This is a genomic window from Gemmatimonas aurantiaca T-27, from assembly GCF_000010305.1.
GTDB lineage: Bacteria > Gemmatimonadota > Gemmatimonadetes > Gemmatimonadales > Gemmatimonadaceae > Gemmatimonas > Gemmatimonas aurantiaca.
In genome coordinates this window covers 2,352,319-2,368,895 of record NC_012489.1, presented here as the reverse complement: position 1 = coordinate 2,368,895, position 16,577 = coordinate 2,352,319, and the positions used below count along the sequence as shown (strand labels likewise).

Genomic DNA, 16,577 nt, shown 5'->3' with positions numbered 1-16,577 from the left:
AGAGGAAGCAGGCAGCAGATGGAGAGGACGCAGTTCTATAGCCTACGCGCGTTTGGATCCGTAGTACCGTGTTTCCCTAGGATCCCGTGACGTCCTAACATCGTCGAGCTATTTTCGCATCCCACTACTGCTCCCGCGCGTTCCCCCGACCAGGACGCCAGTGTATGAATGAGCCCCGCAGTCTCCGACGTACGCTGGGATTCACCGACCTTCTGCTGCTCGGTATCGGTACGGTCATCGGGTCCGGTATCTATCTCGTGCCGAGTGTCGTATTGCGAGAAACCGGCATGCGGCCAGGAGTTGCGCTGGCCGTATGGACTGTCGGTGGTGTGCTCTCGTTGCTCGGCGCGCTGACGTACGCGGAGCTCGGCGCCGCCAAGCCGGACGCCGGAGGACTGTACAGCTACCTGCGCGACGCCTTCGGTCCGCTGCCCGCGTTCCTGTATGGCTGGACCATGTTCTTCATCATCGCCTCGGGATCCATCGCCACACTCGCCGTGGCGTTCTCCAGCTATCTCGGCCAGTTGGTGACCTTGTCGCCACTCGGCGCTCGCGTCACGTCGGTGGTGCTCATTCTCCTGTTGGCCGCCATCAATGTGCGTGGCACACGAAACAGTGCCAATCTGCAGAATTTCACGACGGTGGCGAAGGTCGTCGGACTGCTGGCACTCGCCGGCGTGCTGATCACCTTGGGGAAAGCGTCGAGTACAGAGCGGATAGACATCGCATCCCCTGAGCTCACGATGACCGGCATCGGTGGAGCGATGATCGCCGTGCTGTGGGCATATGAAGGGTGGCAGTATGTCACCTTCTCAGCCGGTGAAGCGCGCGATCCGCAACGGGAGTTTCCGCGCGCCATCAGCATGGCGACGGCGGCGTTGGTCGCGATCTATCTCGTCGCCAATATCGGGTATGTGGCGGCGCTTGGGCCGGAAGGCGTGGCAGGCAGTGAACGCGTGGCAGCGCAGTCCGTGGCCTGGGTACTCGGCACGGCAGCCGGCAATGCCGTTGGCGCATTGATTCTGATTTCCATTCTCAGTGCCGCGAACGGGCTCTTTCTCACGACACCGCGCATGTTCTTTGCGATGGCGCGTGACGGCGTGTTCTTTCGCCGCCTGGCGGATGTGCATCCGCGATTCGAAACTCCCGCATTCGCCATCGGTGCGATCGCCGTATGGTCGATCGTGCTGGCCCTCACCGGCACGTTCCAACAATTGCTCACCTACGTGGTGTTCACGGGCTGGGGGTTCTATGCACTCGGCGGCGTGGCGGTGTTCGCCTTGCGCCGCCGCGCCCCGAATATGCCGCGCCCATTTCGTGTGCCAGGATATCCGGTTACGCCGATTCTCTTTGTGCTCGCAGCAGTGGCACTCGTACTGAACACCATGATCACGCAGCCGTCGCGCGCGGCGGTTGGTCTCGGCGCCGTACTGCTTGGCGCGCCAGTGTACTACCTGTGGCGTAGGCGTTCAGGATACAGTTGATTCGCCTGGGGCTCTGGACCGATGCAAGGAAAGCAGAGCGGGGACGACACATAGACCACGTTCCGTCCGCCGCTCTGTATTTCGTCAGTGCAGCACCACGCGCCGAACCGTCAGATTGTCGATACGATCGACGTCCACGGACACACCGAGTCCTGGTGCATGGAGAGGAACAGGCACCATGCCATCATTGGTCATGGTCCATTCCGGTGTGACGACATCCTGTGACCAATAGCGCGCACTCGGTGAGAGATCACCTGGTTTGGTGAAGCCGGGTAGCGAAGCCAGGGCCACGTTGCAGGCGCGGCCGACGCCACTTTCGAGCATGCCACCACACCATACCGGAATGCCCTGCGCGAAGCAGTAGTCATGAATGGCCAAGGAGCTCGCAAACCCACCAACACGTCCGGGTTTGATGTTCACAATGCGGCCGGCGCCCAACGTGACCATGTCCCGTGCACGATCGAGAGACGTGATGGATTCATCCAGGCACACCGGCGTGCGAAGACGCTGCTGCAGTGTGGCGTGTTGTACGAGATCGTCCCAGGCCAATGGCTGTTCGATCATCATCAGATCGAAGGCATCGAGTTCCGCGAGCAGATCGAGATCGTCGAGCGTGTAGGCATTGTTGGCATCAGCCATGAGCGGCGCATCCGGCAAGGCTTCCCGTGCCGCGCGGACATAGGCGATGTCCTGACCGGGGGCGATCTTGATCTTCACCTTGCGATAGCCTTCGGCGATGGCTGCCTGTGCCTTGGCGACGAGTCGCTCCGGCGACGATTGAATACCAAGAGAAATGCCGGTGGCAATGGCATCGCGTGTGCCGCCGAGTAGCGAGGCCAGCGGCACACCGCGCCGCTGCGCTTCGAGTACCCACAATCCCATCTCCACGGCGGCCTTGGCCATCATGTTGCCGCGGAAGTCGGCTTCAAGGGCGGGGAAGACGTCACGCGGATGTGCGAACTCGCGCCCCAATACCCGCGGCGCCACCCAGTTGGTGATCGCGATCCATGCCGTGTCGATGGCCTCAGGGCTGTAATTGGGGAGTTCACCAGCCACCCCTTCGCTCCACACCGTCACCCCATCCACATCACGCAATTCGAGCAACGTGATGCGCCGTTCGGTGACTTCACCGGAGGAGATGCGAAACGGTTCTCGCAGCGGCAGCCGAATTTCACGAAGCGTGATCTGTTCGAGTCGGATCATGACGATGTGGAAGAGGAATGGGAAAAGCCTGCGGGAGCGATGAGTTCATAGAACGGCGGCTCGCCCTCGTGCGCACGATGAAAACCAATCACGTCGAAACCGGCGCCAAGATGGTCCATGAACGCCCGGCGGGTGGCGTTCCGCCAGGCAGTGCGTTGCAGCACCCCCAGTGATTCGAGATCCACTGGTACGGCGACTCGCACCACCGTGGCGTTCGGGTGTGCTTCCTCGATCGGCGTGCCATCCGTCGGAGAAGGACGAACGACGTACACGCCGTCACGATGTGGAGCGGCGGGAGACGGCGGTGTGGTGGTTGCCGCCAGCTCCCATCGCGCGACCCAGCGATCGGTGTCGACCGCTCCATGCAGCGGGCTTCCGGTATTGTTGCCATACATGTTGACGACATACTCGGAGGCGGTGGCTCCGAGTCGCATCAGATTGAGATGGGCGTTGCGGGCGACGAGAGGATCGAATGTCCAATACATCGTGGGCAGACCAGAGGCGATGCACAGCGCACGTTGATAGTGCTTGAGCCGCTCTCCGATGTGTGCCCCACGCGCATCGGAGCGTACCGCGAGGAGGTCTGACCAATGCGCAAGCTCGCCGTCCTTGATGCCGGTCAGGCCGAAGACAAACCCCAACATGCGTCCGTCGGGGGCAAAGGCGGCCGCGCAGATGCCGCCGAGTTTCTGTGCGACGAGCAGGATGGCGACAGGGACGAGCTCGCGGAAACCGGGGCCCCAGATCTCTTCCTGGACCTGCACACATTCCTGGTATTCCTCGAGCGATACCACTCGGCGAATGATCACGCCGTCAGTGCCGACGAGAGGAGGGAGAGGCGTTTGAGACGCCGTCGGTAGCCAGTTGGTAGGCCGCATACGCAGAGACGGGAAGCGGGCGTCGGCAATGCGGACCTCGAGGCAGCGAAGAACGAGGGCCGAAAGACTCTTGCCGAACGAGTTTGGGCAACATACCTTCTCGTGAGCTTGTATACAATTAGGTGTACAAAACAGCGTGCGTAACTTCCGCCGTTGACCGGCCGACACGTCTCCCTCCTCGTCTACGCCACGGCCTCCACGGCACACAGAGCTGCTTCCCGCTCCCCGATGTGCGAGCGTGTGAACACCCCCAACATCATCGAGTGAATCGGTCATGAGACGTTTGGCGCTACTGCTCTGCGGATTGACGACCTTGGTGACCGCTCCGGCTGTCGGTGCACAGGCCCCGACGCCCGCCGACAGTGCTCGCCTGGCAACGTACGAGCGTCGGGAAGTCATGATCCCCATGCGGGACGGCGTGAAGCTGCACACGTTCGTTTTCACGCCAAAGGATCAGCAGGGGGCATTGCCATTCATCCTGACGCGCACACCGTACGGTATCGGCGGGGCGGCTGGCAACTTCATCACCTCGTACGCGGAGATGGCCGACGAACGCTACATCTTCGTCTTTCAGGACATCCGCGGACGATTCGATTCCGAAGGACAGTTCGTGATGTTGCGCTCACCGCGCGACAGAAAGGACAGCAAGGCCATCGACGAGAGTACCGATACCTGGGATACGATCGACTGGCTGCTGGCCAATGTGCCGCGCAACAACGGGCGTGTGGGACAACTGGGAGTGTCTTACCCCGGTTGGCTCACCGTGATGTCGATGCTCGATCCACACCCGGCACTCAAGGCGGTATCGCCGCAGGCATCACCCGCCTCGATGTTCATCGGTGACGACTTCCATCACAACGGCGCGTTTCGGCTGGCCTATGGCTTCGAATACGTCGCCATGATGGAGAGCGGCAAGGGCATGAACCGATTTGCGTTCGACAAGGTGGACAACTATTCGTGGCACCTCGAGAATGGTCCACTGTCGAACATCGACCGGAAGTACTTCAAGGGTGAACGTCCCACGTGGAATGATTTTGTGGCGCATCCAAACTTTGATGCCTTCTGGAAGCGGGAGGCGTTGGCGCAGTATCTCGATCGGGTCAATGTGCCCACCCTCAACGTCGGTGGCTGGTGGGACCAGGAAGATTTTTACGGACCACTCACCATCTACCAGGAACTCGAGAAACACGACACCAAGGGCATCAACTATCTCGTCGTGGGCCCATGGAATCACGGCGGATGGCGTGGGCGTTCAGGGCAGACGTTGGGCAATATCGATTTTGGCAGCGAGACGGCGCCGTACTTCCGGCGCACGATCGAGGCGCCATGGTTCGCGTACTGGCTGAAAGACAAAGGCTCGTTGTCGCTGGCTGAAGCCACCACGTTCGAGTCGGGGACCAACGAATGGCGCCGGCACGAAGCCTGGCCCCCCAAGCAGAACGTTGGAGCGCGTCGCCTCTATTTCCATGCCGAAGGGAAGCTGGCCTTCGAACCGCCACCGGCCCGTGATCCAAAGCCGTACGATTCGTACGTTTCCGATCCGGCCAAACCAGTGCCGTATCGGGCACGTCCTATCCTGGCGACGTTCGGCCCGGGATCGACATGGTCGCAGTGGCTCGCCGATGATCAGCGCTTCGTGCAGGATCGCCCCGATGTGGTGGCGTGGGAAACGCCTGCACTCGACCACGATGTCACGATTGCCGGCGATATTGTTGCGCGTCTGATGGCGGCCACCACGGGCACCGATGCCGACTGGGTTGTCAAACTCATCGATGTGTATCCGGAAGATCACCCCAAGCTCGGTGGTTATCAGTTCATGGTGGCCAACGAGGTGCTGCGTGGGCGCTTCCGCGACAGCTACGAACATCCGAAGGCCATCGCGCCGGGAAAGGTCACCGAGTTCAAAGTCGGGCTGCACACGCAGAACTATCGCTTCCAGAAGGGGCACAAGATCCGCGTGCAGATCCAGAGTAGCTGGTTTCCGTTGATTGATCGGAACCCGCAGACGTTCGTGCCCAACATCTTCAAGGCGAGTGCATCCGACTATCGGGCCGCCACCCAGCGCATCTATCGCTCGCCGACGCTGTCGTCGTATCTGCAACTGTCGATCGTGACCCCCAACCCGATCGTACCGTGATCACGCCTTCCCGATTCATCCACCAGGTGCCTCGATCTTCGTCGTTGCTCCAACGGGGCTCTCTATCGAGCATGCCGGACGGCTGGTGCAGCGGCTGCAAAGACTTCGCGATTAACTTGCGAGGGGCGTGTATGGTGCCGTGCTGACAACGGTGCGGGCACCTGGGCACGCTTCCGGTCATCATCGGTCGTTCGCACGCAGCCTCCCACCCTCCGCTTGTGTCCTCTGCAAGAACCTCTCGTCGCGCTACGGCCGGTGCGATCAATCAGCCGCCGACCACCGTGTCAGCCAATGAAGGTGGCGGACGTGGGGCGAGCGTGGGCCGTGCCTACGATGAGATCCGGGAGCTCATCGTGCACGGTCGACTGGCGCCCGGTAGTCGGATCATCGAGAGCGACATCGCCGAGCGTCTCGGATTGAGCCGCACCCCGGTACGGAGTGCGCTCCACCGGCTGCAGCAGGAAGGGTACGTCGCGATGATCGATCGGATGAAGGAGACCCGGCTCATCGTGGCCCCTCTCACGCAGGCCGATGCGCTCGAGCTGTTTCAGATGGTTGGGCATCTCGAGGGGCTGGCCGCCCGTACGGCCGCAGAACGTCCGCAGGAAGAGCGGACTGAGATCGTCACCCGGCTGCGCATGCTCAACGGACACCTGGCGACGGCGGGGTTGGCCGTACCGTCGGACCCGCGCCGTCTGTTCGATCACGATACCGCCTTCCACCGTGCCTACGTGGAGGCCGGTGCCGGCCCGCGACTGCAGGCACTGCACGATGCGATCAAGCCGCAAGCCGAGCGGTATGCGCGGCTGTACGTGAATTCCCTGGTCGACGAAATCGGCAAATCGGTTGAGGAGCACGAGCTCATCAATCGAGCGATTGAAATGGGAGATGCCGCAGGGGCCCAGTCCGCCGTGGAGAACAATTGGCGGAACGCCGCTGTCCGCTTGGCGCGGGTGATCGACAGCCAAGGGGAACGCGGGAGCTGGTAGTGGTTCCGGCACCCAAGGCGGCTTTGGGGTGCTGATGTTTTTCTTGCCACGACCACCATGTGGTGGTAGTTTGGCGAATATTGTTCTCAAAACTGTATACACAGGTCGCGATGAACTCCACCCGCCTGCGATCCTTCGCCTCCACCGTGCGCCTTCTGGCCCTCTTGGCGGCCCTTGCCCTCCCGATGGCTCCCGCCGCCGCTCAGCGTGATGTCATCACTCGCCTCGACACCGATATCGCCACCGCGGTCAAAGCTTGGAAGACGGCGGGCTTGGCCGTCTCCATCGTGCGGAATGACAGCGTCCTGCTGGCCAAGGGATATGGCTTGGGCGAAATCGGCAAACCCACCGCGGTCGATGCCGACACACGCTTCGCCATTGGATCCACCACCAAGGCGATGACCTCATTGGCGCTCGGCATGCTCGTCGATGAAGGCAAGGTGCGGTGGGATGCCCCGGTCATCGAATATCTGCCGGCCTTCAAGCTGTCCGATCCGTGGGTGACGCGCGAACTCACCATTCGCGACATCCTCACGCATCGCGCCGGACTGGGCAACGCCGACCTACTGTGGACGGGTACAGACTTCTCTACGGAGGAGATCCTGCGTCGCATCGGCACCGTGCAACCCGCCTACTCGTTCCGCTCCGGTTGGATTTACCAGAACATCATGTACGCGGTGGCGGGTGCGGTGGTGGAGGCGGCATCGGGTCAGACGTGGGATGCGTTCCTCGAGCAGCGCCTCTTCGCGCCGCTCGGTATGAACAGCACGATCACGCGGCTTTCCAAGATCGAAGGCAAGCCCAATGTCGCGAGTCCACATGGCTTGGTGAACGATTCCATTCGTCTGATTGAGAATCGTGCCGTTGATCCTGTGGCCGCAGCGGGCTCGGTATGGTCGTCGGTGAACGACATGGCGAAGTGGATGCGCTTTGTGCTCGACTCGGGGCGTGTGAACGGCAAGCGGTTGGTGAGCGAGACGACCTTTCGCACCTGGCTTTCACCGCAGGTCGTCGCCGATCCCGCGACCTATCCGGCGCTCGCGCTCTCGCGTCCGCACTTCTTTCTCTACGGACTGGGCTGGTTCCTGCAGGACTACAACGGACAGGCCGTAGCGATGCACACCGGCAGCATCGATGGCATGAGTGCCATCATCGGTCTCATTCCCGACAAGCGCCTTGGCGTGTATGTGCTCGCGAATACCGATCATGTCGAACTGCGACACGCCATCATGTACGAAGTGTTCGATCGACTGGGTGGCGCGGCCGGTGCGAAGAAGCGTGATTGGAGCGCCGATCTGCTCACGCTGCTCTCCAGCGAAAGTCAACGCGCTTCGCAACCACAGCGCGCTATCGACACCAAACCCTCACTGCCGCTGGCGTCCTATGTGGCCACATACCGCAATCCCACCTATGGCGATGTGGTGATCACGCTGGCCGATCAAACACTGCATGCCCGTTTTGGCAACCTGTACGACGGCGATCTGTCGCACTGGCAATACGAAACGTTCCGCGCCCGATGGACGGGGCGTGGCGAAGGCAACCTCACGTTCCGCCCCGACGGGACGGGGCGCATCATCGGATTGCAGCTCCTCGGCAACACCTTCACTCGAATCGCACCCGCGCGTTGAGACACGCCATGGCAGACCATTCCGTGACCCGCCGCTCGCTGCTCATGCAGACAGCCGTGGCCGGCCTCGCCACCATCGCGGCGCCGATGATCAATCTCGGGCGCTACCAATTGTTCGGGCAGGGGACGCCACAATACTCCAAGCGGGCCGTCGACATCGTGCAGCGCTCGCTGGTGATCGACATGTTGAGCGTCTTCACGCTCAACTTTCCTGATCAAGACAAGTGGGAGCGCGATCCGGAGTCGTTCACCGAAGCGGAGTTCCAGACGTTCCTCGACTCGGGAATCAACGTGTTTCATCCGGCGGTCGGTCAGGGCGGTCCGAATGCCTACGACTCGGCCATTCGATTCTTCGGTGGATGGAACGCGTTCATCGCTGGCAGCGATACCCGTCTGATGCGCATCGATTCGGTGGGGGACTTCGGGCGGGTGAAGGCCGCCAAGAAGATCGCGGTGATCCTCGGTCTGCAGAACTCCGAGCATTTCCGCCGGCCAGCCGATGTGGATTTCTTCTTCAATCTTGGACAGCGCGTCTCGCAACTCACCTACAACAGCCGCAATCTCATCGGGAACGGATCCACGGAGCGCCGCGATGAAGGGATCAGCGACTTCGGTGTGTCCATCATCGAACGCATGAACCAAGTGGGCATGGCCATCGATGTGTCGCACTGCGGCGATCGGACCACGCTGGATGCCTTTGAGTTGTCCAAGAAGCCGGTACTCATCACGCACTCCAACGCCCGTGTGCTTGCCAATGGCCACCCGCGCGACAAGGCCGATGAAGCCATTCTGGCGGTGAAGAAGAATGGTGGAGTCATGGGCATCACCGGCGTGCGCATGTTCGTGCGTGACCGCGAACCCACCACCATCGAACACGCCCTCGATCACTTCGATCATGTCGCGAAGCTGATTGGCCCAGAGCATCTTGGTGTCGGCAGCGATATCGACTTGCATGGGTACGATTCCATGCCGCCCGAACTGAACAAGCAGTTGCGGAACAGCTACAAGGGCAGCTACGGCTTTCGCGAGCGGATCGATATCGAGGGACTTGACCATCCACGGCGCATGTTCGATCTCACGGAAGGACTCATTCGTCGCAAGTACAGCGATGCCAATATCGAGGGCATTCTCGGCGGGAACTTCCGGCGTGTGCTGTCGGAGATCTGGACGACGTGAGATCACTGATGCAGAAGACCATCACGAAGAAGATGAGAACCGCACACAACATCCTGGTGGTGGCGGTCATGACTTTCGTCACGATCGCTGCGAATCCGCTGCAGGCACAGAACGCCGCCGAGTACGATGTGGTGATCCGCAATGGTCGCGTACTTGATGGAGCCGGCAATCCCTGGATTCTCGCTGATGTGGCGATTCATCAGGGACGATTCGTACGCATAGGCCGGGTCACGGGCCGCGGTGCTCGTGAGATCGACGCTCGCGGCAGGTATGTCTCGCCTGGCTGGATCGACATGATGGATCAGTCGGGGAGTGTACTGCGGCGCAGCGGACTGGCCGAAAACAAATTGTTGCAGGGTGTGACCACGGCCATCGGCGGCGAAGGAGGCACACCGGTTCCCGCGTCGGGCATTGTCGAGTACTTCACGGCGCTCGAGCAACAGGGCATCAGCATCAACTTCGGCACGTACTACAGTCAGGCCCAGACACGGGTCGCCGTGCTCGGCCCGTCACCGCGCGCACCGAGTGCCACCGAACTCGATCGCATGAAGGCCAGCATGGACACGGCGATGCGTGCCGGTGCGATGGGCATGACGTCGGCACTCATCTACGCGCCATCGAGTTGTGCCACGACATCCGAACTGATCGAGGTGGCACGGGTCGCCGCACGTTACGGTGGTGTGTACGCCAGTCACATTCGTGGTGAAGGGGCCGAAGTGGTGCAGTCGGTGCGGGAAGCCATCGAGATCGGTGAACGCGCCGGGTTGCCAGTGGAAGTGTTTCACCTCAAAGTCGCGCACCAGCCAGGGTGGGGAATCCTGATGGATTCCGTCCGGCAGGTCGTCGATGCGGCGCGCAGTCGCAATGTGGATGTGGCCGCCGATCTGTATGTGTACACCGCGGGCGGCACGGGACTCGAAGCCACTATACCCACCTGGGCTCACGAGGGAGGCCGGGATTCGTTGCGGCAGCGTCTTGCCGATCCGGTGGTGCGGACTCGGCTCAAGGGGGAGATGCGCACCGGATCCCCAGGGTGGTGGAACATCATCGAAGCGGCCGGCGGATGGAACGGCGTCGTACTGGTAGGGGCGCAGAATCCCGCCAACGCCAAGTGGGAGAACAAGTCCATCGCGCGCATCGCCGAAGAGCAGGGACGCGAACCGGCCGATGTGGCGTTCGATCTGGTGGCGCAGGGCAATGGTCGGGTGATGGCGGTGTATCACATGATGTCCGAGCAAGACATCGAAACCGCGTTGCGTTTCCCCTGGACCAGTATTGGCAGTGACGCTGGTGCGGTGGCACAGATTGGTGTGGCGGACGCCGGACAGTTCCCGCATCCGCGCGGCTTTGGCAATGCGCCCCGGGTCATCGCACGTTACGTTCGTGAGCGAAAGGTGTTGTCGCTCGAAGAGGCGGTGCGCAAGATGACCTCATGGCCGGCCACACGGATGCGACTGGCTGACCGTGGCGTCATACGCGAGGGGGCCTGGGCCGATGTCACCATCTTCGACTATGAGACGCTCACCGATGCTGCTACCTACGACCAACCCACAGCGCTGCCCAAGGGCGTCGAGTATGTGCTCGTGAACGGCGTCCTGGTCATCGACGCCGGACGTCACACTGGTGCGCGGCCCGGCAAGGTGCTGCGTTGACCCGGGGCGCGTCCGTGAGCGCTGGGCAGGGCGATGTGGTTGATGGTGCGATGAGCGGCGTGCCGACCGCCGTCGGGGGGCAGTTCGATGCGGGCCTCCGCAACGGTCTGCTCGCGCTCCGTCGCGATTTGCATCAACACCCCGAACTCTCGTTCGCCGAAGCGCGCACGGCGGCGCAACTCGAGGCGGCCATCCGTCAGTTCGCGACACCTGCCGGCGACACCGTTTCGGTGCAACAGGTCGCTGGCACCGGACTGGTGGCCCGCATTCCCGGTCTCTCTCGCAGCGCACCGGTGGTCGCGATTCGTGGCGACATCGATGCGCTACCCATTCAGGAAGACACCGGGTTGCCGTATGCCTCTGTGAATGCGGGCGTGATGCACGCGTGCGGGCACGACGTGCACGCCACGTGGGCCATCGGGGCCGCCAGTTTGTTGGCTCGCCGCCCAGCTCACGGTGATGTGTTGATTGTGTTGCAGCCCGCCGAGGAGATAGGAGAAGGTGCGTCAGCCATACTCGCGTCTGATGCACTCGATGGCGTGTCGGCCATTTTTGGCGCGCATGTCGATCGACGTTTCCCCGTTGGGCAGGTCGTCGCTCAGGCCGGCTCACTGGCTGCAGCAGCCGATACGTTTTCGATCACGTTGCGCGGTCGCGGCGCGCATGGCGCACGACCACATGAATCGGCGGACCCGATCCTGGGCGCAGGGATGCTGGTCGTCGCACTGCAAAGTGTGGTGTCTCGGCGGGTAAATCCTTCGGTGCCAGCCGTGCTCACCGTGGCCACCCTGCAGGCCGGTACGGCGTCAAACATCATCCCCGATCATGCGACGATTGGGGGCACACTACGTACAATCGACCCGCAAACACGTACGCTGGTGGCCGAGGAAGTACGGCGCATAGCGCACGGCATCGCCGCAACGCATGGACTCGAAGCCGACGTCCGTATCGAGTTGGGCCCGCCGCCCATTGTGAATCCCGAGCGGGAAGCCATGTGGGCACACGCCGCTGCCGTGTCGCTGGTGGGGAGCAACAACGTCGTGCCGCTCGGCATCACCAACATGGGCGGCGAAGACTTCGCGTACTACATGGAGCGAATACCGGGCGCCTTTCTGCGCATCGGTGCACGCGAAGCCGGTGGTGAACCCACACCAGCCCACTCACCGAAGTTTTTCGCCGACGATGGCGCCCTGTTCATCGGAGCCGCCGTCCTCGCCGAAACCGCTCGCCGCGCGTCCGCCGCGCTGGCCACCAGGTAGCCAGTGGGTACCCGGGGCAAACCAGCCGTTTCGTGTGTCCTGCCTACTGCCACCTCTCCAACTTTCCCCCTGACTCCTCTTGATATCGTGACGCCGTAAAGCCAACGCCGTCCGAAAGCGCAACGTGCCACTCGCGGACGTCCTCGCCGCCACCGCGTCACGATATCAAGAGGGAGCAGATGGAGAGGACGCAGTTCTATAGCCCAACGATCAACACACGCTCACTGCTGCCTCCTGCTGCCTACTTCGCGGTACTCCACAACTTCCGCGTGACCTGCAGCAACACCACGCCGCTTACGGTGAACACCCCGGCCAGGATCCACGCATTCGTCGTCCGGCTCGGGTCACCCGACAGGTACAGGAAGTTTCCGATCGCGAACAGCGACGACCAGATCACCACGCAGCCGGCCACCCAACCGAGCAGTGACGTCCCGATCTGATTCTCCCGCGCCACTTCGGCGTCCGAGAGACCGGCCGCGGCCCGCTGTGCCGTCCAGCCGGGACCAGATGGCTTCACCTTTTGCACAAAAGCCACCAGCGTCGCGCGGTCGGTCGCCGGTCCCACGAAGGCGGTGATCAACCACGCGATCGTCGTCAGCCCAACCTGCACGATGGTCGTCACCGCAAACCCCGCTTCAGGCATGAGACGCGGTACGGCCAGCGACGTGATCAGCGAGACCGCCATGGCGACGATTTCACACCATGCCGACACACGCCACCAGAACCATCGGGCGATGTACAAAAGCCCCGTCCCCGCGCCGATGGACAGCAGTACCTGAAACGCCTGTTGCGCCGAACTCATGCCCAGACTGAGCAGGGCAGAGAAGGCGAACAGAAACACCGTGGTCAGACGTCCCGCGGCCACATAGTGCGCTTCTGTTGCGTCTCGGCGAATGAAGCGCCGATAGAAGTCATGTACCAGATACGACGATCCCCAGTTGAGGTGCGTGAGGATGGTCGATGAATTGGCGGCAATGAGGCCACCGATCATCAGTCCCACGAACCCGACCGGCAAAAACTTGAGCATCGCCGGAAACGCGGAGTCGTGTCCGATCAGCGACGCATCAGCGGTTGGGAATGCTGCCTTGATGCTGGCCAGGTCGGGATACACGATGATCGAGCACAACGCCGTGATGATCCACGGCCACGGGCGCAGGACGTAGTGCGCCAGATTGAAGAACAGGGTGCCGCCGAGAGAATCCTTTTCGGATTTGGACGCCAGCATGCGCTGCGCGATGTAGGAGCCGCCGCCCGGTTCTGCGCCCGGGTACCAGTTGGCCCACCAACTGATGGCGATGGGCATCAGGAAGATCATCAGCACCAGATCGGACATGGCGAAGTTCGGCATCATGTCGAGAATCGGCTGCCCCGATCCATCCTTCATGGACATCACAGGCTGTGCATCGCCCGCGCCTTGCACCACTTGCTGGGTGGCCAGTGTCCCGACCAGCGCCTTGAGACCGAGCCAACCGTCTGGGGTGCCGGCCAGGCGTCGGCCGACTTCCACCAGAGAAAACCACGCTGCGGCAAACACCGCGGTCATCTTGATGAAAAACTGGATCATGTCGATGACCAGCACCCCCCACAGTCCCGAGTGCGCCGCGAACACGACATTCAGGACGCCGGTCAGCAGGATGGTCTGCCAGGGCGCGAGGCCGAAGAGGATGTTGGCGATCTTGCAGGCCGCCAACGTCACCATCCCCATGATGAAACAATTGAAGAAGAGGCCGAGGTACACCGCGCGAAAGCCACGCACCCACGAGGCCTCCTTCCCCGAGTACCGCAGCTCGTAGAACTCCAGATCGGTGAGCACCCCGGAGCGGCGCCACAGGCGTGCGAAGAAAAACACGGTGGCGATACCCGTGAGCACAAACGCCCACCACTGCCAGTTGCCCGCGACGCCATAGCGTCGGACCTGCTCCGTCACCCAGTTGGGCGTGTCCGAAGAAAACGTGGTGGCCACCATCGAAAGCCCCGCCAGCCACCAGGGCACCGAGCGGCCGGAGGCAAAGAACTCCGTCGTGCTCGACGCCGAGCGTTTAGCCAGGAACAGGGCCGGGACGAAGCACACCAGAATGGTGACCGCCACAATGACCCAGTCAATCCAGGAGACGTTCATGCAGGGAGAAGGGAGGTGGGGAGTCGAAGGTCCCGATGGCAATAACCGATCGCGAGAATGTGTGGGCCGGCGACCCGCACGGCAACGCGATACGCCGTGGTATTCCTCCGGCGATGGCCGGGCGTCCGCCACATTGGCCAAGTCGACCCGGTCCCCCGCTTTTCTGCGGCCCGTGGCGGTGCTACCTTGCTGGAGTAGGGGCGTTAGCTCAGCTGGGAGAGCGCGCGCTTTGCAAGCGTGAGGTCATCGGTTCGATCCCGATACGCTCCATTCAATAGATGCATGAGAAAGCCACGAGGGCGAAGATGATCATATCTTCGCCCTCGTGTGCTTTCATGACCGACAAAAGAACGGTCAGGGCGCGATCGCAATACCCCGCAGCGGCGCGCTGTTGGCGACGCCGCCCACCGGGAACAGGGCGCCGGACACGAGGTTCATCTGATACAGTGTCGAGCCGGTGAATCCGCCGCCGACGGTCAGGGTCACGTAGGCTGATCCGTTGTTCCCGGCGATGTCGAATCCCACATCGCCTGTCGTGTTCACGCCGAGGGCACCCACGGTCGTCATGACCCCGCTGTTGGGATCCGCCATTGTCACCAGCACATCGCGGCCATAGTCGATGGCATAGATGGTGGTGGTGGTCGCACCGGTCACGCTGTTCGTATACGCCGTGCCTCCAATGAGGGGCGTCATGGACGCACCGGCATCACCCGGCGCATAGGCCAACATGCCATCCGTGGCCGCGACGCTGCCATCGGTGGCACCTCCCAAACGCGGTATCAACCGCAGGTTCTGCGCAGCGCTGCTGTGCACACGGATGCGATTCGGCACCGGATTGAAATCGAATCCGAAGGTGGTGCCGGTCAGTGCTGGCGTGAAGGCGGTGGGGCTGACGGCCGTGGCGGCGCCGGTCAACGTATCCAACGTGTAGATCCGACTGGTGGAGCCGAGCGCATAGAGCCGACCATCGACCGGGCCGAAGTCGATGCCCATCACCGACTCTCCCGTCTGCAGCCCCGCGATGGTCACGCGGCGCAGGATCAGATCCGGACGAACGGCCCCGAACATCAACAGGGTGTTGGTGCCATCAACACCGTAGATACTGCGGCCATTGGCTGCGCCCGAAGGGCCCTGCGGACCTGCAGGACCCGTCGGTCCCGTCGGTCCCGTTGGGCCTGCTGGTCCGGCAGGCCCCTGTGGACCACTGGCGCCCTGTGGCCCTGTTGGGCCGGCGTCGCCCTGACACGCCATGACCATGGTCAACGCCAGCGCACTCCATCCGCGTCCCATCCACGTTCTGCTTGGCATCTTCGCACTCCCGGCTTCACAGCCTCTGGTCGCAGTTCACAAAACGTCCTCACCGGCTACGCCGGCGGCGCGCGACTGGATTGGATCGAGGCGGTGTTTCGTGACGAGGAATGCCGGTCGTGTCTGGCATGTCGTGGTGCAGGGGGACTTATTACCCGTGTGTGATGATTCCCACGGAACGGGGAGCGACTGCCTATGTGGTGGGTGTTTGTGGCTGCGCTGCTGTTTGGCGGTGCGTTGATCGCGATGAGTTTGTTCGGCAGCGATGGCGATGGGCTGGGTGGGCACGATGCAAATGCCCACCACGATGTCGGTGACGCGGGCCTCTTTGCGGTGTTTTCTCTCCGCAACCTCACCTGGGCGTCGTTTGCCTTTGGTGGTATCGGCCTGCTGGCGGTGCTCACGCATCGGAGCCCTGCCACCACCTGGATCACCGCGTCGCTGGCCGGCGTGGGCACGCTGGTGGGTGTGCACATGCTCTTTCGTGCCCTGCAGACCAGCGAAGCGTCGTCTGCGCCGCTCGATGCGCTCGCCGTCGGTACCACCGCGGCGCTGGTGTTGCCGTTCAACGATGACGGATTTGGGTTGATCAGCTTCCGCGCCAACGGGCAACTGCATGAGATGCCGGCACGCCGCGCCGACGAGGTGGCGGATATGCCCAGCGAGTACTTCGCGGAATGCCGCATCGGCTGGATCGAAAACGGCGTAGCGGTCGTGCAACCCACGGCCAACTGAATCGTCGGCT

Annotated in this window: 12 protein-coding genes and 1 tRNA gene; 9 read left to right on the top strand and 4 right to left on the bottom strand. The window is 62.4% G+C overall.

Annotation, left to right across the window (positions count from 1 at the left end):
- Positions 1 to 164: 164 nt before the first annotated feature.
- The gene (locus GAU_RS10420; RefSeq protein WP_012683520.1) at positions 165 to 1,484 is read left to right on the top strand and encodes an APC family permease; all 1,320 of its coding nucleotides are present in this window, start codon (positions 165 to 167) and stop codon (positions 1,482 to 1,484) included.
- 84 nt (positions 1,485 to 1,568) lie between these two features.
- On the opposite strand, the gene menC is transcribed toward GAU_RS10420, so the two are convergent.
- Both menC and GAU_RS20805 read right to left on the bottom strand, forming a co-directional pair.
- On the bottom strand, positions 1,569 to 2,687 hold the full coding sequence (gene menC / locus GAU_RS10415; protein ID WP_012683519.1) for an o-succinylbenzoate synthase: 1,119 nt from the start codon (positions 2,685 to 2,687) through the stop codon (positions 1,569 to 1,571).
- Complete coding sequence (locus tag GAU_RS20805) at positions 2,684 to 3,496, bottom strand: hypothetical protein (RefSeq protein WP_012683518.1); 813 nt, start codon at positions 3,494 to 3,496, stop codon at positions 2,684 to 2,686. Before GAU_RS20805 ends, menC begins: the two co-directional genes overlap by 4 nt.
- 343 nt (positions 3,497 to 3,839) lie before the next feature.
- On the opposite strand from GAU_RS20805, the gene GAU_RS10405 reads away from it, so the two are divergent.
- From GAU_RS10405 to GAU_RS10380, 6 genes are all read left to right on the top strand, one after another.
- On the top strand, positions 3,840 to 5,702 hold the full coding sequence (locus GAU_RS10405; protein WP_012683517.1) for a CocE/NonD family hydrolase: 1,863 nt from the start codon (positions 3,840 to 3,842) through the stop codon (positions 5,700 to 5,702).
- Between the two features lie 218 nt (positions 5,703 to 5,920).
- The gene (locus GAU_RS10400; protein WP_012683516.1) at positions 5,921 to 6,691 is read left to right on the top strand and encodes a GntR family transcriptional regulator; all 771 of its coding nucleotides are present in this window, start codon (positions 5,921 to 5,923) and stop codon (positions 6,689 to 6,691) included.
- Positions 6,692 to 6,801: 110 nt separating this feature from the next.
- Positions 6,802 to 8,319, top strand: coding sequence for a serine hydrolase (locus GAU_RS10395; protein WP_012683515.1), 1,518 nt, complete (start codon positions 6,802 to 6,804; stop codon positions 8,317 to 8,319).
- An 8-nt stretch (positions 8,320 to 8,327) separates the two neighbouring features.
- Positions 8,328 to 9,494 carry a dipeptidase gene (locus GAU_RS10390; RefSeq protein ID WP_052574373.1) on the top strand — a complete coding sequence of 389 codons (1,167 nt, stop codon included), beginning with the start codon at positions 8,328 to 8,330 and terminating at the stop codon, positions 9,492 to 9,494.
- The gene (locus GAU_RS10385) at positions 9,491 to 11,146 is read left to right on the top strand and encodes an N-acyl-D-amino-acid deacylase family protein (RefSeq protein ID WP_197525968.1); all 1,656 of its coding nucleotides are present in this window, start codon (positions 9,491 to 9,493) and stop codon (positions 11,144 to 11,146) included. Before GAU_RS10390 ends, GAU_RS10385 begins: the two co-directional genes overlap by 4 nt.
- Positions 11,147 to 11,160: 14 nt before the next feature.
- Positions 11,161 to 12,405 carry a M20 metallopeptidase family protein gene (locus tag GAU_RS10380; protein ID WP_052574372.1) on the top strand — a complete coding sequence of 415 codons (1,245 nt, stop codon included), beginning with the start codon at positions 11,161 to 11,163 and terminating at the stop codon, positions 12,403 to 12,405.
- 241 nt (positions 12,406 to 12,646) lie between these two features.
- On the opposite strand, the gene GAU_RS10375 is transcribed toward GAU_RS10380, so the two are convergent.
- Positions 12,647 to 14,524, bottom strand: coding sequence for a sodium:solute symporter family protein (locus GAU_RS10375; RefSeq protein WP_012683511.1), 1,878 nt, complete (start codon positions 14,522 to 14,524; stop codon positions 12,647 to 12,649).
- A gap of 197 nt (positions 14,525 to 14,721) precedes the next feature.
- On the opposite strand from GAU_RS10375, the gene GAU_RS10370 reads away from it, so the two are divergent.
- Positions 14,722 to 14,794 (top strand) — tRNA-Ala (locus tag GAU_RS10370).
- Positions 14,795 to 14,878: 84 nt separating this feature from the next.
- Here GAU_RS10370 and GAU_RS10365 read toward each other — a convergent pair.
- Complete coding sequence (locus GAU_RS10365) at positions 14,879 to 15,832, bottom strand: DUF4394 domain-containing protein (protein ID WP_012683510.1); 954 nt, start codon at positions 15,830 to 15,832, stop codon at positions 14,879 to 14,881.
- Between the two features lie 195 nt (positions 15,833 to 16,027).
- On the opposite strand from GAU_RS10365, the gene GAU_RS10360 reads away from it, so the two are divergent.
- On the top strand, positions 16,028 to 16,567 hold the full coding sequence (locus GAU_RS10360) for a hypothetical protein (RefSeq protein ID WP_012683509.1): 540 nt from the start codon (positions 16,028 to 16,030) through the stop codon (positions 16,565 to 16,567).
- Positions 16,568 to 16,577 lie beyond the last annotated feature (10 nt).

Bases quoted from the DNA above. Each gene is read 5' to 3' on its own strand.
- GAU_RS10365 (WP_012683510.1), bottom strand. From the start codon at position 15,832: ATGCCAAGCAGAACGTGGATGGGACGCGGATGGAGTGCGCTGGCGTTG.
- GAU_RS10405 (WP_012683517.1), top strand. From the start codon at position 3,840: ATGAGACGTTTGGCGCTACTGCTCTGCGGATTGACGACCTTGGTGACC.
- GAU_RS10375 (WP_012683511.1), bottom strand. From the start codon at position 14,524: ATGAACGTCTCCTGGATTGACTGGGTCATTGTGGCGGTCACCATTCTG.
- GAU_RS10390 (WP_052574373.1), top strand. From the start codon at position 8,328: ATGGCAGACCATTCCGTGACCCGCCGCTCGCTGCTCATGCAGACAGCC.
- menC (WP_012683519.1), bottom strand. From the start codon at position 2,687: ATGATCCGACTCGAACAGATCACGCTTCGTGAAATTCGGCTGCCGCTG.
- GAU_RS10420 (WP_012683520.1), top strand. From the start codon at position 165: ATGAATGAGCCCCGCAGTCTCCGACGTACGCTGGGATTCACCGACCTT.
- GAU_RS10395 (WP_012683515.1), top strand. From the start codon at position 6,802: ATGAACTCCACCCGCCTGCGATCCTTCGCCTCCACCGTGCGCCTTCTG.
- GAU_RS10360 (WP_012683509.1), top strand. From the start codon at position 16,028: ATGTGGTGGGTGTTTGTGGCTGCGCTGCTGTTTGGCGGTGCGTTGATC.